Genomic DNA, 17,532 nt, shown 5'->3' on the forward strand with positions numbered 1-17,532 from the left:
AAAAGGATCTCTCATGAATTTTAATCCATTCTCGACCTATTCGATAAAAATACCCTTGTTTGTGTTCATCAGCTTACTCTACTCCCCCCTTAACCATGCGGAGGTTGAATTAGACAATCATGATGAAACGGAGGTTGTTGTAGATGATTCAACACTTAAAGCAAATTCGACCTTACAAAGCTTAAAAAATTTAGATAAACATCAACTGTATCAAGCGCCATTTGTTCAAGACCTCTCCAACAACCAAAAAGTCAGGACACTTTTTGTTTCAGCCACCGACCTGCCTATTGTGGATATTCAACTCACCTTTAATGCAGGTTCGTCACAAGATGAAGCACTAGGAAAAGGCTTGTATGGTATGGCAAATATGGCAGCCAAGCTGATCACTGAAGGGACAGATCAATATACAGCAAAACAAATTGCGTCAACATTTGAAGGATTAGGTGCTCAATTTAGTGTTACGGCGTACCGTGATATGTTTGTCGTCCGACTTCGGGTCTTATCAGATCCTGAAAAATTAAACCCTGCCATCAATACCATGCTACATGTGCTGAATCATGCACAATTTAATCCATCGGGTTTAAATCTTGTATTAAACAATACCAAAGTTGGGCAGAAGCAAATTCAAGAAAATCCAAGTCGGATTATGAATATTCGCTTTTATCGTGCTCTGTATGGACAACATCCTTATGCCGAGCCCACTGTTGGCACCAATGGGAGCCTAAAAAAAATTACTCCAGAACTACTTAGAGCGTATCGACAAAAACTGCTTGTTGCCCAAAACATGAATATTGCTATTACTGGTAATTTAACTTCAGCCGATGCAACTCAACTGGCCAATTTAATCAGTCAAAACCTCACCCAAGGTGAAGCTGCACAAGCACTTCCTGAACCACAAGATCAAGATGATTTTAATATCCATTACATCCCGTTTAACTCAACCCAAGCCAACGTAATGATGGGACACTTGGCGATTCAGCGCAGTGATCCAGATCGTGTTGCACTAGAAGTCGCCAATCAAATGTTTGGCGGAAGTGGATTTAATTCCATTTTAATGAAAGAACTTCGAGTTAAACGGGGTTATACCTATGGAGCTTATAGCAATTTGACCTCCACATTGGCTCAAGGTTTCTTCAGCTTGAGTTATTCCACTGAACAAAATCAATTGATGGAGAGTATCAAAGTTACACATCAGGCCTTACGCGATTTTGTAAAAAATCCAATACAAAGAAAACAGCTCGAAGAAACTAAGGAAGGCATGTTACGTTCTTTCCCAATGACCTTCAGCTCCAATGCCAATATCAATGCACAAATCGCATCGATTGGCTTTTATCAACTTCCTGCGGATTATTTAACCCAATATCAAAAGCAATTGAGTCAAGTTACCACCAAACAAGTTCAAAAAGCTATTCAAAAACATCTTCGTGCAGACCGTCTCACTTTGGTTGTTGTTGCACCGATACTGGATCAGAATGCGTTAAAAGACATGTTGAAGGCTGATTTAACCACCCCAGAGCAATCCAGTTCAAATCAAAACCAGCAAATGGATACGCATACCATGCCGGATGTCCCGACTTTGATCATTCAAAAAACTATTCGTACGCAAGCTGGATCAGTCAAATAAATATTATCCATTATTGCGGATCTTTACTATCCACAGCTGGATATCGTTTTACTTGTTGATTTTCAAAATGGTAGGCACGTAATAGACGTAAATATTCAACCACATAAATACGATCTTGGCTGCGTAATTGATTGGCAATCTTTTGTGTCTTTGGATTGCTTGCTTGTTGTGAATATTGCAAAACATATTTGTATTGATTTGGATTAATTGGGCGTGTTAAAGCCAGTATTGCAAGAAAAATCATCAATGCGATGATTACAGCAACAAAACAATTCAAGATTTTTTCCACAGGGAATGAATAGAATAATTTTTGAAAATAATCTTTGAATTTTTGCATGAACTACCTCTAATTACAGATAGTTTATCATCCTGACCATAAAAATATAGGGCTTTCTTCAAGACATCTGAAGATCGGTTGTAAGATGATCTTTAAGATCAAAATTGATAGATAGTACGACAGCGCTTAATAATCCCAGCATAGATATCATAGCGTGTAGAGATGAAAGTTTAAGCCCTCTTCTCATATTCAAGAAAAGGGCTTGAGTAAAGTTAAGCAACTCGTGAATCACTTCAATATTAGTACCAATTAAAGGATCGTTGCACGTAAGAATGCGAAATACAAAATAATCGCGATAATTGCCAATGCAATGCTGACAGCAAAGATACTCACTCCACCCTCTGCATGCGCAGGGTGCAAATCATCATCATCAGCAAGACGCCTCAATTCGCCATCATAGATTCGGTAAAAACCTGCTTTTTGCACTGGATTTAAGTTTCGGGTATAATCGTACACGCGTTTACGCTGGGCTAAACAATAATCCCCAAGATGGATTTCATGATGATAAATTGCCTCATCCAGTTGTTTACGGTGATACTGAGCTAATTCTACGATCTGAGACTCAGCAGCGGGTACATCAAAAATAAAGCCATCTATAGTGTTTGTCATTTTGCTCTCCCTTTGTCTTAATTCTCATATTGATTTTAATAAATATTATTTCTGATTAATGTTTAATCATGTAATCTTATCTTCGTCAAGCATAGATTTCAAATCACTTGACAAACAAGGCTAATTGTAATATTAGTTTAATAAAGTTAAGTTAGATTAGTTAAGTATAAGCTCCGTTGGGGAGCTATGTTAAAAGATCATAATTACAATAAGGAGTTATATATGATTCATCAGATCTCTCACCAAGACTTAGAACATGTTTATGCAGATGCTGTAAATACAATCCAATGTGAAATGAACTTTGTAGAAGCAGTAAAAGCATTAGAAGATGCGGCGAAGGCTGGCCATGGTAAAGCTGCAATGTTTCTTGCAGAACTTTACTACCAAGGTTTCCGCGTTGAACGTGATTCTCTAAAAGCCCAATATTGGCAAAAGATGGCAACCATGCAAGCATAATAAAACGTCACTTAGGTGGCGTTTTTTTTGCCCTATCATTTTTATTTTTTAATAAATCATTACGTTTTCAATACATTTTTTATTGTTTTAATAAATGCTTACGATTGAGCATAAAGCACCAACAGTTCTTATAAGAATTTCAACTACAATAGGCAATGTACTAAATAAGATTATTAATTATGAAAAAGTATATTCATCTTCAGCCCATTTCGAATGAATTGTTTATTAAAATTTCTATTTTAAAATCACTCATGTATTGTGGTGTACTTTGGGGACTTTACCATGATGGCTGGGCAATGAAGTCTGGTTCAAATGAAGTTTATTTTCCTTTTTGGCTAAATGCTGTTCAAGCCCATCAGTATGCAAAGATTCATTGGCCCCACTACACCCCACGTAGAATAACACCTAAAGATTTTAGAGACTCGCTGTTACCCACGTTAACACGGCTCAATATCATGCCAGCATTGTTTAATTCTTCATCTCGAAAATTTAAACTCTCAACGTCTCAAATGGAACATTTCTTTTTTCATAGTCATGTTCAATTTCAAACGACTTAAAGGCGAAGATATATTTTTATCGGTTTAAAATTGTTGTAAAAAATAAACTTTATATTTTATGACTGCCAAGTATTTGCAAAGTTAAAAAATACAGTTAATTTAAAGGTGTGCAGATTGGTAAGTACCCTAGAAAAGGAAGAATAATTATGACGACAGTAGCACAAGTAATCCAAGATAAGATTGGTCGTGAAATTTATACGATTTCACCCTCTGCCACAGTATTAGAAGCCATTACACTTATGGCAAACAAAGGTATTGGTGCTGTGGTTGTCACTCAAGATACAAAGGTCGTTGGAATTCTTTCTGAACGCGACTATACACGTAAAATTGCGCTTATGCAGCGTACATCTGACCATACAACAGTCGCTGAAATTATGACCTCTAGAGTGATTTCTGTGACCCGTGGCCATACCGTTGAAGAATGTTTAAATTTAATGACTGACGGACACCTACGCCATTTACCTGTAATTGAAGGCGAAACACTGGTTGGGTTTGTTTCTATTGGCGATTTAGTCAAAGCTACGATGGAAGATCAAAGAAAATTGATTGAACAGTTAAGACAATATATTTCAGGTTAAGTTAAATTATAAAAATACAACCCTCCCTCCATGTGGAGGGTTTTTTCTTGTGCTTAGAAAACTAACAGCTAAGTTATAATCAAAACTGCCTATTTATTCAAACAAATGACTTCCATCAAGTCATTGATCAGAAATGAAGCACATTTTTTGTATGGACTTTTAAAAACTGTTGGGGGATCAATTCATTTTGGGTATTTTTGAACCCTAGATGGTTATCCTTCTAAGGGGCGACTAGGATGTTTCCGTTGAGGGACCTAAAGGACGTACCCCTCGCCTAACATCAGCAGAAACAAAACACTACTTGGTTTGCAGCGCAAAGTTTAGCAACTCCTACGAAAAGTGAGGCATCGCCTACGCAAAGGCATTTAAGCTTTGAATGTATGGTGTGGCATTGCAAGCGTGTTTATATTCAAATAAATTATTTTTCTCATGCAATTGATTTATTTGAATATTAATTAATAGAAATTCTACTCTTATGTCTGAGTTTTTTACAGATTAGCTATAAAATATCAAATTTTTTTATTTTAATATATTACAAATAATCATCTATTTTGAGTTGCATGTCTTTAATTAATATAGCTATAAACAATTTAGTTCATTAAGTAGAAGCTAAACCTGAATTTCAAATTTAACGACAAAATAAAAACCTAGCCAATGCTAGGTTTTTAGATCAAATCAATTTTTAATCAGTTTAGATTTAACTTTCCAGCAACATAGTCGGCATCTTTGTCACCACGTCCAGAAAGGTTTACAACAATTTTAATTTCTTTCGCTAATTTAGGCGCTTCGCGAATTGCCCACGCCACAGCATGAGAACTTTCTAATGCAGGAACAATCCCTTCTATTCGTGAAAGGGTCATAAACGCATCTAAACACTCTTGATCGGTTGCTGTAGAGTAATCCACGCGGCCTAAATCTTTTAAAAAGCTATGTTGAGGGCCTACACCTGGATAATCTAAACCAGATGCAATCGAGTGCACAGGCAAGGGTTCGCCCTGTTCATCTTCAAGCACATAACATGCCATACCATGAATCTGACTTGGTTTACCTAAAGTCAATGTTGCTGAATGCTGTTGAGTATCCAGACCATGACCTGCTGGTTCCACACCAACAAGTTTAACCTCTGCATCATTTAAAAATGCAGTGAATGCGCCAATTGCATTTGAGCCACCGCCTACACATGCAACTACATAATCAGGTTGTGCGCCAAAGCGATCTTGGGCTTGAACTTTAATTTCATTGCCAATAATAGATTGGAAATCACGTACCATTTTTGGGAAAGGATGCGGTCCAACCACAGAACCAATCGCATAAATAAAGTTTTTAGGATCTTTTAAATACTCTTCAAATGCACTATCTACAGCATCTTTGAGTGTTGCAGTACCTTGAGTGACTGAAACCAGTTTTGCACCCAAAATCTTCATTTTCACGACATTGGGATGCTCTTTTTCAATATCCACCTGTCCCATATGAATTTCACATGGAATGCCGACCAAAGCACACGCTGTTGCAAGTGCAACGCCATGTTGACCAGCACCTGTTTCTGCGATTACTTTGGTTTTACCCATATATTTGGCAAGCAAAGCTTCGCCCAAACAATGGTTAATTTTATGTGCGCCTGTATGATTTAAGTCTTCACGCTTTAAATAGATTTGTGCACCACCCAATTGATCAGAAAGGCGTCTTGCATGGTATAAAGGACTAGGACGACCTACATAATTGGCAAATAAATCAGCCAATTCATTTTGAAATTCAGGCGTTTTACGAATTTCTTCATATGCAATATTGATTTCATCCATTGCTTCTTTTAAATGAGGTGGAATAAATTGACCACCATATTCACCAAAAAAGCCTTGTTCATTTGGTAATGCAATACCATTTATTTGATGATCCATTTCTTTCCCTATTTAATAAATTAGCCGTTGAATTTATGAATAACAACTTTGCTTGAGAATAATTTATCGTGACAAATATTTCGTCATATCCTCAATACCTTTAAGGGTCATTGGAAACATATGATCGTCGAATAATTGTTTAATAAGTGCGATGGTTTGCGTGTAATGCCAGTAACCTTGCTCTTCTGGATTTAACCATGCTGTTTTTTCAAAATGATTGCGTAAGCGACGTAACCATACATCCCCAGCTTCATCATTCATATATTCGACAGAACCACCAACCGATTTCAGCTCATAAGGTGCCATACTTGCATCACCTACCACAATTACACGATAGTCTTTCCCGTAGGTATTAAATAAATCCCATGTATTCATGCGGGTAGACGAACGACGATGATTATCTTTCCACACATAGTCATATAGACAGTTATGGAAATAGAAATACTCTAAAGTTTTAAATTCAGTTTTTGCCGCGCTAAACAGTTTTTCACATTGCGCAATGTGTGAATCCATCGATCCACCCACATCAAACAACATCAAAACTTTAATACGGTTACGCCGTTCAGGCACCATTTGTACATCTAGAATGCCCTGTTTGGCAGTTTCATAAATAGTGCTGTTAATATCTAATTCTTCTGCAGCACCTTGACGAGCAAACTTACGTAAACGACGTAAAGCCATTTGCATTTGTCGAGTACCCAAAATTTGTTCATCATCCAAATTTTGAAACTTACGCTGTTCCCAAACTTTTACAGCTGAATTTTTACGACTCGGGCCGCCAATTCTCACGCCTTCAGGATGGTCACCAAAAGCACCGAACGGTGAAGTTCCACCTGTGCCAACCATACGGTTGCCGCCTTGATGTTTTTTGTGTTGTTCACGCAAGCGCTCTTCCAACATCTTCATCAGTTCTTCAAGCGAACCTGCTTTCAGCAATTCAGCACGTTGTTCTGGTGTTAAATGTTTTTCAAGTAACTCTAAATCAAACCAGTCTTTGGGAAGTTTTTGAACTTTACTGAGCAGATCATCGATATCAAAAGTATGAATACCTTCAAAATAATCTTTCATGGCACGGTCAAATTTGTCAAAGAAGCGTTCATCTTTGACCATGACTGTTTTTACTAATTGATAAAAATCATCTTGATCGGCAAAAACTAATCCTTCACTAATTGCCTGGTTGAGATCAATGAGTTCACGTGTTGAAACTGGAACACCATATTTCCTGAGGGTATAAAATAATCGCACAAACATGTTGCGATCTCCTCATTAACGACGTGACATAAAGGCTAAGCGTTCAAGCAACTGTACATCTTGCTCATTTTTAATCAATGCGCCATATAAAGGTGGAATCGCTTTTGATTTATCATGATTACGCAAAATGTCTTCAGGCATATCATCTGCCATTAACAAGCTTAACCAGTCAATTAATTCAGATGTTGAAGGAGGTTTCTTTAAGCCAGGGACTTGGCGTAATTTAAAGAAGACTTGTAATGCTTCTGAAACCAGTGTTCCGGAGATATCAGGAAAATGAACTGCGATAATTTCACGCATCGTTTCTTCATCAGGAAATTCAATATAATGGAAAAAACAACGACGTAAAAACGCGTCTGGCAGTTCTTTTTCATTATTTGAAGTAATGATCACAATCGGACGTTGAGTTGCAGTAATGGTCTCACCTGTTTCATAGACAAAAAATGACATTTTGTCTAATTCATGTAGCAAGTCATTTGGAAATTCAATATCGGCTTTGTCTATTTCATCAATCAACAATACACAGCGCTCTTCGCTGGTAAATGCATCCCACAACTTACCTGGTTTGATGTAGTTTTTAATATCGTAAACACGGTCATCACCCAACTGGCTATCACGTAAACGAGAAACTGCATCATATTCATACAAACCTTGCTGTGCTTTGGTTGTAGATTTAATATGCCAAGTAATTAATTTAAGGCCTAGACTCTCAGCAACTTGTTCAGCCAATAAGGTTTTACCTGTACCAGGTTCGCCTTTGACTAATAATGGCTTTTGCAATGCTCGAGCTGCTTTTACAGCCAGTTTTAAACTATCCGTTGCGATATACTGTTCAGTACCTGTGAATTGTTGAGAATCTACAGACATAACTTACCTTTATTTTTTATTTAAAGTGGTGAAATATTTTTTGCTACAGCGCTTGCTTGGGCATTTTTCGTAGTTTTGTATTTAGACCAAAAAAATCCAATGACTAAACCAATACCCATAACAAATGTAATTAAGGCAAGATTTGACCAAATCAATGGTGAATCCTTGGTAAGAATACCAAATAACAGTCCAAAAATTGCTGGCGCAATCGCTGAGTTTGGTCCTTCAGAAATGGTCGGGGTTGCTAGAACGGCAAATACAATGATCCATGTAATACCGCCAAGTGGCGATGGCAATCGCTTTGAAATCGAATACCAGCACCATAAAATCAACAGCGTCCCAAGAATATAGACGGATATTGCAATATTATCTTCTGGGATAGAATCAAATAGATCTAAAAAATTTGCCCATATTCCTGATAACTGATCAAGCACCACGTAGTCCCTCTGGTTCAACCGCATTTGGGTTAATTAAACCTTCTGGCGGCATTTGAATAAAGAAGCCTTTTGTATTAAGTGAATCGATTACATGTAACACATTTACACGTGCCAATGGTCTAGTTTCACTTAGTTCAAGATGCATTACATGCGTAGCCCGACCAAAGGCAATACGTAGAGGCTCAGAAAGAGCCGCTAAGGGATCTGCACTTTCATCTTTATTTGGATGATTTGGACGAGCCACATAAAGATACATTTCATCTTTTTTGCTCGATTTATAAATATCACAATGCATTTTAAACAACAGCTTCAGTAAAACTTAGTTGACAGCATACATGAAAAAAACAATGGAGACATTATCGAAAGTTAACGCATCAGTCGTTATTTAGGTTCAATTGCTAATTCTTTGATCAATAGTAACGCAATAGTCTTGAAGATTATTCCCCTAAACAATAGCTCAAAAGAACCAGTTCCAATCACTCATTTACTTTCATCTGCATACTTAAAAATTTAATATCTTCTTGTAGTAAATGGATAAGCGGCTGAGTGAGCAATTCATAGCGCCATCCCAGTAAATACCCAGGTAAATCTTGCTCATTACCATGAAATACCACATGATGATACAAGGCATTCAGCCATTTTTTACGCATAAGTACTTCTTTGGGTACTTGCATTTCAAATGAAACCTGAGAAATCAACTCATCTACTTCAACCGTGATTCCCTGAGATGAATGTTTGATTGGGCGAGCAATACGAAGTGGCCACTCATCTGTTTCAGGCAGGAATTTCAATAAATCTAAAATTGTTTTTCCATGCTCACGAACAATATTGGGACGTATCCCCTTAACAGAAGACAATTGAAAATTATTTTTTGGATTGACTTCAACTAAATCAATCATTGTGGCACTTTTGAGAATAAAGCTACGCGGTTGATTCAGTGCTTTAACCATTTCTTCACGCCAAACACTCAACTGTTGCAATTGCATTAGCTGTTTTCTGGAATGACGGTAATTACCAATATCACAATACAATTTGTCTTTCGGGGTTTCAGAAGCAATTTCAAAGGTCAAATTTTGGCAATCTTCAAGCACATGCGAGTATAAACTTTTTTCGACCAATTCAGCTTTTACTTTTTCAGCCAGACGCATAATGTATAAAACATCATTAGCAGCATAATTCATTTGCTCATCCGTTAGTGGTCGAGCCAACCAATCTGAACGTGTCTGATCTTTATCAATATCGATATCTAAGACTAATTTCAAAGCATTTTGATAACTGACTTGTAGACCATGGCCTAAAAAAGACAGCCCAACTTGCGTATCGAACACATTATTTAGGTTTTTTTTATCTGCATAATGATAAATTAAATCAATATCTTCCCCACAGGCATGAAAAACATTTTGCTGTGCTTTAAAAAGCTCAAACCAAAATTGATCTAAATTTAGAGTTGTACCGTCGAGCAAGAATACTTGACCATTGACATTAATTTGGAATACACCGAGTTTTGGCCAAAGTGTGTCGACTTTAATAAATTCAGTATCTAGACCATAAGTCGAAGTATGTTGCATCAAATTCAACACATGTTCGAGATCGGTCTGTTGATTAATAAATTGAAACATGTCAGTTTAAGTCAAAATGTTACATTCAAATGAAATATGATTTTACCTTAATATATAAAATTTAAATATAATATTTTTAAACTAATTCTCCGTAAACACCTTATTTTTCAATAAAGTTTCTTGTGAATATTTATTTTATATATAGGTTTTACAACTTAATAAAAGCATATTTTAAAGTAATAAATAACCAGGCTAATCATTGATTTAGCTTGAGTGTACATAAAAAATTTAGAATGAATGTAAATAATTTTTAAATTAAACAGAGTTTGTTGATCTTTTAATCGTTATCGCATTTGCGCTAAACATCCAAGCCCAACAAACTCTAAATGCTACAAAACCTAAGATCACTATTTCATTTGCATACGATTATGAACAGCCTGACTTAATGTATGACTATCCACATATTCCAATTCACCACCTTGTGGAACACCTTGTGCGATTCGTGTCATTTGCAAAGACAAATGTTTTGTTGCTTCTACAAGATAATGTGCAGTCGCTTGCCCTTCTACAGTTGCATTGGTGGCTAAAATTACTTCAGTAATTTTACCATCAGTTAAACGTTGCACTAAATATGGAATACCTATCTCTTCAGGACCAATACCATCTAAAGGCGACAAATGTCCACCAAGTACATGATATTTTCCTCTAAAGCTACCAGACTGCTCTATTGCCATCACATCTGCTGGGGACTCAACCACACAAAGCAGTTGATCATCCCGATCATTTGAGCAACAAATATCACAGACTTCATTTTCAGTTAAAGAATGACAAACACTACACTCATGAATATAAGAGGTTGCTTCATTTAGCGCATGCGCCAAACCAATAGCACCTTCTTTATTTTTCATGATCAAATGGAGTGCCATACGTTGAGCCGATTTCGGCCCAACACTAGGTAAGATTCGTAAAGCTTGTACGAGTTGGTCAAAACGGTCGCTAAACACCTATGATTCCTTAGAACAAACCTGAAAGACCTGGTGGTAAACCCATACCTGAATTAGCTTCTTTCATCTTCGCTTCTGTAATAACTTCAGCTTGGCGAGCCGCGTCATTCATTGCTGCTGCTATCAAGTCTTCAATCATATCTGGATCGTCTTGTAACAAATCTGGACTGATTTCGATACGCTTAACAACATTCCGGCAAGTCATTGTTACTTTTACTAAACCGCCACCAGCTTCAGCATTCACTTCAGTTTGGGCAAGTTGTTCTTTTGCCTTTTTAACGTTGCTTTCCATATCTTTCTGCATACGTTGCGCTTGCTGCATAAGCATATTAATGTTCATAAAATACTCCGAACAAAAGTCCTAAATTAAATCTCTGTCTTGCACTTTCATGACTAGTTTTTTTAAATGCCTAGAAGAAAATGAAACAAACTCTTTCACAAATTATGCTTATCTTAAATTAAATCTAATCCATGAGAAAGGTCACGAATAATATCATCGACATCTTCTAAGCCAACAGACAAACGGATTAAACCTTCACGAATACCCGCTGCTGCTTTAGCTTCAGGAGAAAGCTTACCATGAGTCGTTGTCGCAGGATGGGTAATTGTTGACTTAGCATCACCCAAATTGCCTGTAATTGAGATAAATTGTGTGTGGTCAATAACTTTCCATGCTCCTTCTCGCTCACCTTTCACTTCAAAAGAAACGATTCCGCCAAAACCAGTTTGTTGTTTGGCTGCTAACTCATGCCCAACATGGTCTGCTAATCCAGCAAAATAAACCTTTTCCACTTTTGGATGAGCAACCAGCCACTCGGCAATTTTTTGTGCACTTTCAGAATGCGCTTTCATGCGTAGTTTTAAGGTTTCTAAACCTTTCAAAAAGACCCATGCATTGAATGGACTCATCGATGGGCCAGCGGTACGAACATAACCAAATACTTCTTCAAGTAATTTGTGATTTCCGACCACAGCCCCACCCAGTGCACGACCTTGTCCATCTAGATATTTGGTGGCAGAGTAAATCACTAAATCTGCACCAAATTGTAATGGGCGCTGTAAAATTGGTGTGCAAAAACTGTTATCGATAGCCAATAAAGCATCATTTGCATGTGCTAAATCTGATAGTGCTTGAATATCAGCGATTTCAGCCAAGGGATTTGAAGGTGACTCAACAAACAGTAAGCGAGTTTCAGGACGAACCGCGTCTTGCCAAGCTGTTAAATCAGTTAAATCAACAAAAGTCACTGCGACATTAAATTTGGCGACATATTTTTCAAATAATGCAACAGTAGAACCAAAAACAGCACGCGAACAAATCACATGATCACCTGCTTTTAAGAACGACATTGCAACTGCCATAATGGCAGCCATACCCGAACTTGTTGCCACAGCCCGTTCACCACCTTCGAGTGCAGCTAAACGCGTTTCAAACATTGCTACTGTTGGATTGGTAAAACGTGAATAAATATTGCCTGGTTCAGCACCAGAGAATTTTGCTGCTGCTTCCGCTGCATTTTCATACACAAATGACGAAGTGAGGAAAATCGGCTCACTATGTTCACCTTCAAAACTGCGTGTATGACCTGTACGAATCGCTAAAGTATCAAGTTGGTATTCAATGTCGTCGTGCTGGCTCATTTCAACTACTCAGTCCAAAAACTGCCTTTGTAAAATATTGCCAACATTTTGAGCGTCCTATGTATTTAAGGTCAAGGTAAAATCGTAAATTATCACATACACTTCGCTTAAATCTGCATAAAAATGAGACAAACACCGCTTATGACACAAGTATCAGCTAAGTTCCAACAGCGCAAATCCAAATTGAAGAATCTAACCACACGTATCTTCAATGGTAAGTCATTGGTTTTATCTCAAAGTACCCCTTATAAAATTATTGCAGAGCATCATCAAACCAAAGTGCGTTACTATGCAGCTGTTGAAAAAAAATTTAAGGAACCTTTGGTTTTTACAGCACCATTGTCTATCAATATGGCAATCTATGATCTCTACCCTTATCGTTCACTCATTAAATATTTTACTGAACAAGGTTATGATGTTTATCTATTGGACTGGGGAAAACTCAGTTATCAAGATCGCAACTTAAACTTCTTATATTTTATTGATGAAGCCATGCCGTTATGCATTAATAAAATTCGAGAGCATGCTCAAAGTGAGCAAATATCCCTTCATGGGTGGAGTATGGCTGGCATTTTTGTATTACTTTACACGGCATTACGCCAACCCAATTATGTTAAAAACTTAATTATCTTGGCCAGTCCAATTGACAGTTACGCCTCGGGTGGCATTGGTAAACTTTATCAAAAAATAAATAATTTGATTATAAAGAGTCAAAAACTGAAAGATACTTTATATAAAGGTGGTTTACCGAAAAAACTGATACATACCCCCGGCTTACTCAATGCCATTGGTTTTAAGATTTTAGATCCAAAGGGTTGGTATGAGGGTCATAAACAATTGTTGCTAAATTTAGACGACAAAGAACTCTTGCATGAACACGCCACCCTTGGAAATTTTTTAAATCACATGGTGGATTACCCCGGTGGTGTCAATCAAGACATGTTATTTAATGTTTGGCTGCAAAATCCACTGAAAAATGGGGCAATTCAGCTCAGTAACCATAAAATTGAACTTAGAAATATCGACTGTTCACTGATGATTGGAGCTGGAAAAAATGATCAAATGGTCACCGCAGATGCAGTTAAGCCTTTAAGTGAATTGACAAAGAGTAGTGATGTCACGTTTACTCTTATTCCTGGGGGACATTTAGGGCTAATGTCTAGTCAAAAAAGTGCAGATGAATTTTGGCCTACTCTGTCCAGATGGTTAGAACAAAGATCGACAAAAATTTAAGAGATAGATATGAAGACTACAGTTGCATTTATTGGTTTAGGCGCAATGGGCTATCGTATGGCAGCACATTTACCCAAATATTTTGATACCGTATATGTATGGAATCGAAATTTTGCAAAGGCTAAGCAACATGCAACTCAGTTTGGTACTCAAGCGGTCGAACTTAATCAAGCAGTACAAGCTGATATTATTTTTTCATGTTTACCGACTAGCCAAGATATTGATGATTTAATCCAAGATTTAAAGATCAAAAATGGCGCGATTTGGGTCGATTGTACCAGTGGTGTACCTGATGCTGCGCGTAAACAGTCTGAGTATCTTCTCAAAAATAATATTCACTTTTTGGATGCACCTGTAAGTGGTCAAACCATTGGCGCTGAAAATGCAACACTGACCTTCATGGTCGGCGGTTCGGCAGAAGCGTTTCAAATTGCCCTACCTGCAATGCAAGCGATGGGTAAATTAATTAAACGTGTTGGTGACTCAGGTGCAGGCTTTGCAGTAAAAGCTGTAAATAATATGATGATGGCGGTTCATTTATGTGCGGCTGCTGAAGGATTTACCACACTGAAAGCACATGGAGTAGATTTAAATGAAGCACTTGATTGTATCAATGCATCCAGTGGTAAAAGTGGTGTGACTGAAACCGCACTACCGCAACGTATCCTCAATCGTAGCTTTCCACTGACCTTTGCTTTACCCTTATTGGCAAAAGATACCGGTATTGCCATTGATTTAGTTCGTGATGCAAGATTATCAGCACCTATTCTTGGTTTAACACAAAGCTTAATTACCGTAGCCAATAGTCTTTCAGAGCCTGATAGCGATTTTTCTACCGCCGTAAAAATGTATGAATCATGGAGCAAAATTACATTAGATTAATTTTTCGTCATTGAATAATCACAACTAAACCTTATAATCAGATTAAGTGACATGTAAATATGTCAATTTCGAGGTCGTATCATGAATAAATATGTAATTGCTACACTTTCTAGTTTATCTATTTTAGTCGCTAGTCACGCTTTTGCTGATAACACCCAAGAATGTAAAAAATTGCAAGATGATTACAATGTCATTTATGCATCAAAAGGGTTCTGTTTTAAAGATCCTGAAGCAAAAGCAAAATATAATAATGACAATTGTTATACAAGTAAGCCTAAATTTTCTGAAAAAGAGCAGCAAAAACTTGACTCTATCAAGGAACGTCAGAAAGAATTGAACTGTAAATAATCACATTCACACTTTCAAGGAAATAAACATGGCTTATGATGATCAGAATATATTTGCACGAATTTTACGTGGTGAACTTCCTGCAATTAAAGTTTATGAAGATGATCATGTGCTTGCATTTATGGATATCATGCCGCAAGCCGATGGGCACACTCTGATTATTCCGAAGGCTCCTGCTATCACATTGCTCGACTTAGATCCTGAAATTGCAGCTTATACAATCAAGATTGTGCAAAAAATAGCGCAAGCAATTGAAACAGCTTTGAATACTCAAGGTATTGTATTGATGCAACTTTCTGGGGCTTCTGCTGGACAAACCGTACCTCATGTACACTTTCATTTAATTCCGAGCTCGGTGCATGAATTAGGTCGTCACGCTATTCAAATGGGTGATCAGGAAAAAATTAAAGGGTTTGCTGAAAAAATTAAGATTGCACTGGCTTAATTAAAAATCTTTTTAGAATCAATGGGGCTAATCAGGCCTCATTTTTTTATTTAAATTACATAAATGTTAAATTCACGTCATTAAATTGTCATTTTTTCTTCACTGATATGTAACAAAGTTTACAGATACTGCATGCAAGTTAGTAAGTAGTGCACAAATCCACACTTACTGAATAAAAAAAGTAACTGCAAACCCATTGAACATGTTTTGGAGAAATCTCAATGAAAAAAGTGCTACTCGCTGCAGCAATCGCCACCCTTAGCATAAGCGCAGCTCAAGCAGCGCCAACATTGTATGGTAAATTCAACGTAACTTTAGATCAAATCGATAATAATGGCTTTAAAGACGAAAGCGTAACTAAAGTAAACTCTAACGCTTCTCGCATTGGTGTTAAAGGCGAAGAGAAATTAACAGATAAATTGTCTGCAGTTTACTTGGCAGAATGGCAAATCAGTGCTGATGGTGATGGCGATGCTTTTACTAACCGTAACCGTTTCGTGGGGATTAAATCAGACGGTATCGCAACTTTAAAAGTGGGTCAGTTTGATTCATATTTCAAAAATGCTGCTGGTAACAACCAAGATATCTTCAACGATCACAATGAACTCGATATGACTGCGATTTTAGTTGGTGAAGATCGTTTAAAAAACGTGATCGGTTTTGAAACTGATAAAAAATTATTGGCTGGTTTAGCTTTCAACATCATGTTCCAGCAAGGTGAAGAATCATCTGCTTTAAAAAATGATGCTAAAGGCCAAAAAGGTAGTCGTGATAGTTTCGGTGATGGTATCTCTACCTCACTTACTTATGACAACAAAGATTACGGTTTAGCTGCTGCTGTTGCAGGTAACTTCGGTGTTGCATCTAAATATAATGCATATAACTCTGAATTAGGTAGTAACACAATCTACTCTGACGCAATCCGTGTTACAGGTTCTGTAGACTTGAAACCTGCGGGTCTTGATGGCTTAGTATTCGGTGCATTATGGCAAACAGCCAAACCAACTGATGACACTGTTGCAACCACTTCTGGTACTACAGTAACATCGTTCAAAGGCTTGAAAGAAAATGCTTATGGCATCACTGCTGCATATGCGATTCCTTCTACACCAATTAAGCTAAAAGCTGAATATATTTCTGCAACAACAGAACTCGATGGGCGTGATGATCGTAAACAAGACCTTTACGGAATTGGCGCAGACTACAACATCAATAAACAAGCTCGCTTCTATGGTGTTGTTGGTCAACAAAAACGTGATTGGTCAACGACATCTACCCCAGAGAAAAAGAAAACTGTTATTGGCTTAGGTATGGAATATAACTTCTAATCCTAATCTTTATAAAAACGGTAAGTCATCTTGCCGTTTTTATTTCGACTCAACAATAAAAAACTAATTTTATAAAATTCATATTCATTAATGAAGTAACCATAATACAAATTCAGCATTTTTATAAATAGCACATACGTTTAATCATCCATGACAGACCTGTCATTTAGCAACATCAATTTCATCATTGGATAGGCATACAGTTTCTTAAACGAAAACTAAAAATCATTAAATTTATGTTTTGTATGAACTCCTAGAAACTGTTAGCTATCGATTCATTTTTTGTACTTTTGAATCATAGACGGTTATCCTACTGTGGGGCGACATGGATGTCGCCGTTGGGGGGAGGTACAGGTGGTACCCTCGCCCATGAGCAAAAACAAAGCACTGCTTTGTTTGAAGCGCAAGGTTTGGCATCCTCTACAAAGTGAGGCATCGCCTACACAAAACTATTTAAACTTTAATGTAAAGTGCGGTATTG

General features: G+C 37.2%; 20 protein-coding genes. 9 read left to right on the plus strand and 11 right to left on the minus strand.

Annotated elements, in window-relative coordinates:
* The first annotated feature begins 13 nt into the window (after positions 1 to 13).
* Positions 14 to 1,624, plus strand: a complete 1,611-nt coding sequence (locus AC4CUY_RS11610) for a M16 family metallopeptidase (RefSeq protein ID WP_483770927.1) — start codon at positions 14 to 16, stop codon at positions 1,622 to 1,624.
* 10 nt (positions 1,625 to 1,634) lie between these two features.
* Here AC4CUY_RS11610 and AC4CUY_RS11615 read toward each other — a convergent pair whose 3' ends face one another.
* Both AC4CUY_RS11615 and AC4CUY_RS11620 read right to left on the minus strand, forming a co-directional pair.
* Positions 1,635 to 1,961, minus strand: a complete 327-nt coding sequence (locus AC4CUY_RS11615; RefSeq protein ID WP_336950742.1) for a hypothetical protein — start codon at positions 1,959 to 1,961, stop codon at positions 1,635 to 1,637.
* A 249-nt stretch (positions 1,962 to 2,210) separates the two neighbouring features.
* Positions 2,211 to 2,570 carry a hypothetical protein gene (locus tag AC4CUY_RS11620; protein ID WP_490774142.1) on the minus strand — a complete coding sequence of 120 codons (360 nt, stop codon included), beginning with the start codon at positions 2,568 to 2,570 and terminating at the stop codon, positions 2,211 to 2,213.
* Between the two features lie 222 nt (positions 2,571 to 2,792).
* Between AC4CUY_RS11620 and AC4CUY_RS11625 the strand changes: the two genes are divergently transcribed.
* The 3 genes from AC4CUY_RS11625 to AC4CUY_RS11635 all read left to right on the plus strand — a co-directional run bounded on the left by AC4CUY_RS11625 (position 2,793) and on the right by AC4CUY_RS11635 (position 4,161).
* Entirely contained in the window at positions 2,793 to 3,026 is a 234-nt protein-coding gene (locus AC4CUY_RS11625; RefSeq protein WP_004719607.1) for a hypothetical protein, read from the plus strand.
* A gap of 179 nt (positions 3,027 to 3,205) precedes the next feature.
* A complete protein-coding gene (locus tag AC4CUY_RS11630) occupies positions 3,206 to 3,583 on the plus strand; it encodes a DUF2750 domain-containing protein (RefSeq protein ID WP_336950740.1) in 378 nt (125 codons plus the stop codon).
* Between the two features lie 146 nt (positions 3,584 to 3,729).
* Positions 3,730 to 4,161, plus strand: coding sequence for a CBS domain-containing protein (locus AC4CUY_RS11635; RefSeq protein WP_004822228.1), 432 nt, complete (start codon positions 3,730 to 3,732; stop codon positions 4,159 to 4,161).
* A gap of 686 nt (positions 4,162 to 4,847) precedes the next feature.
* Here the strand turns inward: AC4CUY_RS11635 and trpB are convergent.
* The 9 genes from trpB to AC4CUY_RS11680 all read right to left on the minus strand — a co-directional run bounded on the left by trpB (position 4,848) and on the right by AC4CUY_RS11680 (position 12,815).
* Positions 4,848 to 6,056, minus strand: coding sequence for a tryptophan synthase subunit beta (trpB, locus tag AC4CUY_RS11640; RefSeq protein WP_336950739.1), 1,209 nt, complete (start codon positions 6,054 to 6,056; stop codon positions 4,848 to 4,850).
* A 63-nt stretch (positions 6,057 to 6,119) separates the two neighbouring features.
* The gene (locus tag AC4CUY_RS11645; protein WP_336950738.1) at positions 6,120 to 7,307 is read right to left on the minus strand and encodes a vWA domain-containing protein; all 1,188 of its coding nucleotides are present in this window, start codon (positions 7,305 to 7,307) and stop codon (positions 6,120 to 6,122) included.
* Between the two features lie 15 nt (positions 7,308 to 7,322).
* Positions 7,323 to 8,174 carry an AAA family ATPase gene (locus AC4CUY_RS11650; protein ID WP_336950737.1) on the minus strand — a complete coding sequence of 284 codons (852 nt, stop codon included), beginning with the start codon at positions 8,172 to 8,174 and terminating at the stop codon, positions 7,323 to 7,325.
* 20 nt (positions 8,175 to 8,194) lie between these two features.
* Positions 8,195 to 8,608 carry a hypothetical protein gene (locus AC4CUY_RS11655; RefSeq protein ID WP_419359960.1) on the minus strand — a complete coding sequence of 138 codons (414 nt, stop codon included), beginning with the start codon at positions 8,606 to 8,608 and terminating at the stop codon, positions 8,195 to 8,197.
* Positions 8,601 to 8,906 carry a YcgL domain-containing protein gene (locus AC4CUY_RS11660; RefSeq protein ID WP_336950735.1) on the minus strand — a complete coding sequence of 102 codons (306 nt, stop codon included), beginning with the start codon at positions 8,904 to 8,906 and terminating at the stop codon, positions 8,601 to 8,603. Before AC4CUY_RS11660 ends, AC4CUY_RS11655 begins: the two co-directional genes overlap by 8 nt.
* Positions 8,907 to 9,087: 181 nt before the next feature.
* Entirely contained in the window at positions 9,088 to 10,230 is a 1,143-nt protein-coding gene (locus AC4CUY_RS11665; RefSeq protein WP_336950734.1) for a ribonuclease D, read from the minus strand.
* A gap of 347 nt (positions 10,231 to 10,577) precedes the next feature.
* On the minus strand, positions 10,578 to 11,174 hold the full coding sequence (gene recR, locus AC4CUY_RS11670; protein WP_419359958.1) for a recombination mediator RecR: 597 nt from the start codon (positions 11,172 to 11,174) through the stop codon (positions 10,578 to 10,580).
* 10 nt (positions 11,175 to 11,184) lie between these two features.
* A complete protein-coding gene (locus AC4CUY_RS11675; RefSeq protein WP_004719585.1) occupies positions 11,185 to 11,514 on the minus strand; it encodes a YbaB/EbfC family nucleoid-associated protein in 330 nt (109 codons plus the stop codon).
* 113 nt (positions 11,515 to 11,627) lie between these two features.
* Positions 11,628 to 12,815 carry an O-succinylhomoserine sulfhydrylase gene (locus AC4CUY_RS11680; RefSeq protein ID WP_490774143.1) on the minus strand — a complete coding sequence of 396 codons (1,188 nt, stop codon included), beginning with the start codon at positions 12,813 to 12,815 and terminating at the stop codon, positions 11,628 to 11,630.
* A gap of 141 nt (positions 12,816 to 12,956) precedes the next feature.
* Here AC4CUY_RS11680 and AC4CUY_RS11685 point away from each other — a divergent pair, with 141 nt between their 5' ends.
* The 5 genes from AC4CUY_RS11685 to AC4CUY_RS11705 all read left to right on the plus strand — a co-directional run bounded on the left by AC4CUY_RS11685 (position 12,957) and on the right by AC4CUY_RS11705 (position 17,051).
* The gene (locus AC4CUY_RS11685; RefSeq protein WP_336950731.1) at positions 12,957 to 14,048 is read left to right on the plus strand and encodes an alpha/beta fold hydrolase; all 1,092 of its coding nucleotides are present in this window, start codon (positions 12,957 to 12,959) and stop codon (positions 14,046 to 14,048) included.
* A 9-nt stretch (positions 14,049 to 14,057) separates the two neighbouring features.
* Positions 14,058 to 14,930, plus strand: a complete 873-nt coding sequence (locus tag AC4CUY_RS11690; protein ID WP_336950730.1) for an NAD(P)-dependent oxidoreductase — start codon at positions 14,058 to 14,060, stop codon at positions 14,928 to 14,930.
* A gap of 81 nt (positions 14,931 to 15,011) precedes the next feature.
* Positions 15,012 to 15,278 carry a YARHG domain-containing protein gene (locus AC4CUY_RS11695; protein WP_004719576.1) on the plus strand — a complete coding sequence of 89 codons (267 nt, stop codon included), beginning with the start codon at positions 15,012 to 15,014 and terminating at the stop codon, positions 15,276 to 15,278.
* A 28-nt stretch (positions 15,279 to 15,306) separates the two neighbouring features.
* Complete coding sequence (locus AC4CUY_RS11700) at positions 15,307 to 15,723, plus strand: HIT family protein (RefSeq protein WP_336950729.1); 417 nt, start codon at positions 15,307 to 15,309, stop codon at positions 15,721 to 15,723.
* A 221-nt stretch (positions 15,724 to 15,944) separates the two neighbouring features.
* Entirely contained in the window at positions 15,945 to 17,051 is a 1,107-nt protein-coding gene (locus tag AC4CUY_RS11705) for a porin (protein ID WP_336950728.1), read from the plus strand.
* Positions 17,052 to 17,532: the final 481 nt, after the last annotated feature.

Source organism: Acinetobacter sp. 778_lipA (genome assembly GCF_058242985.1).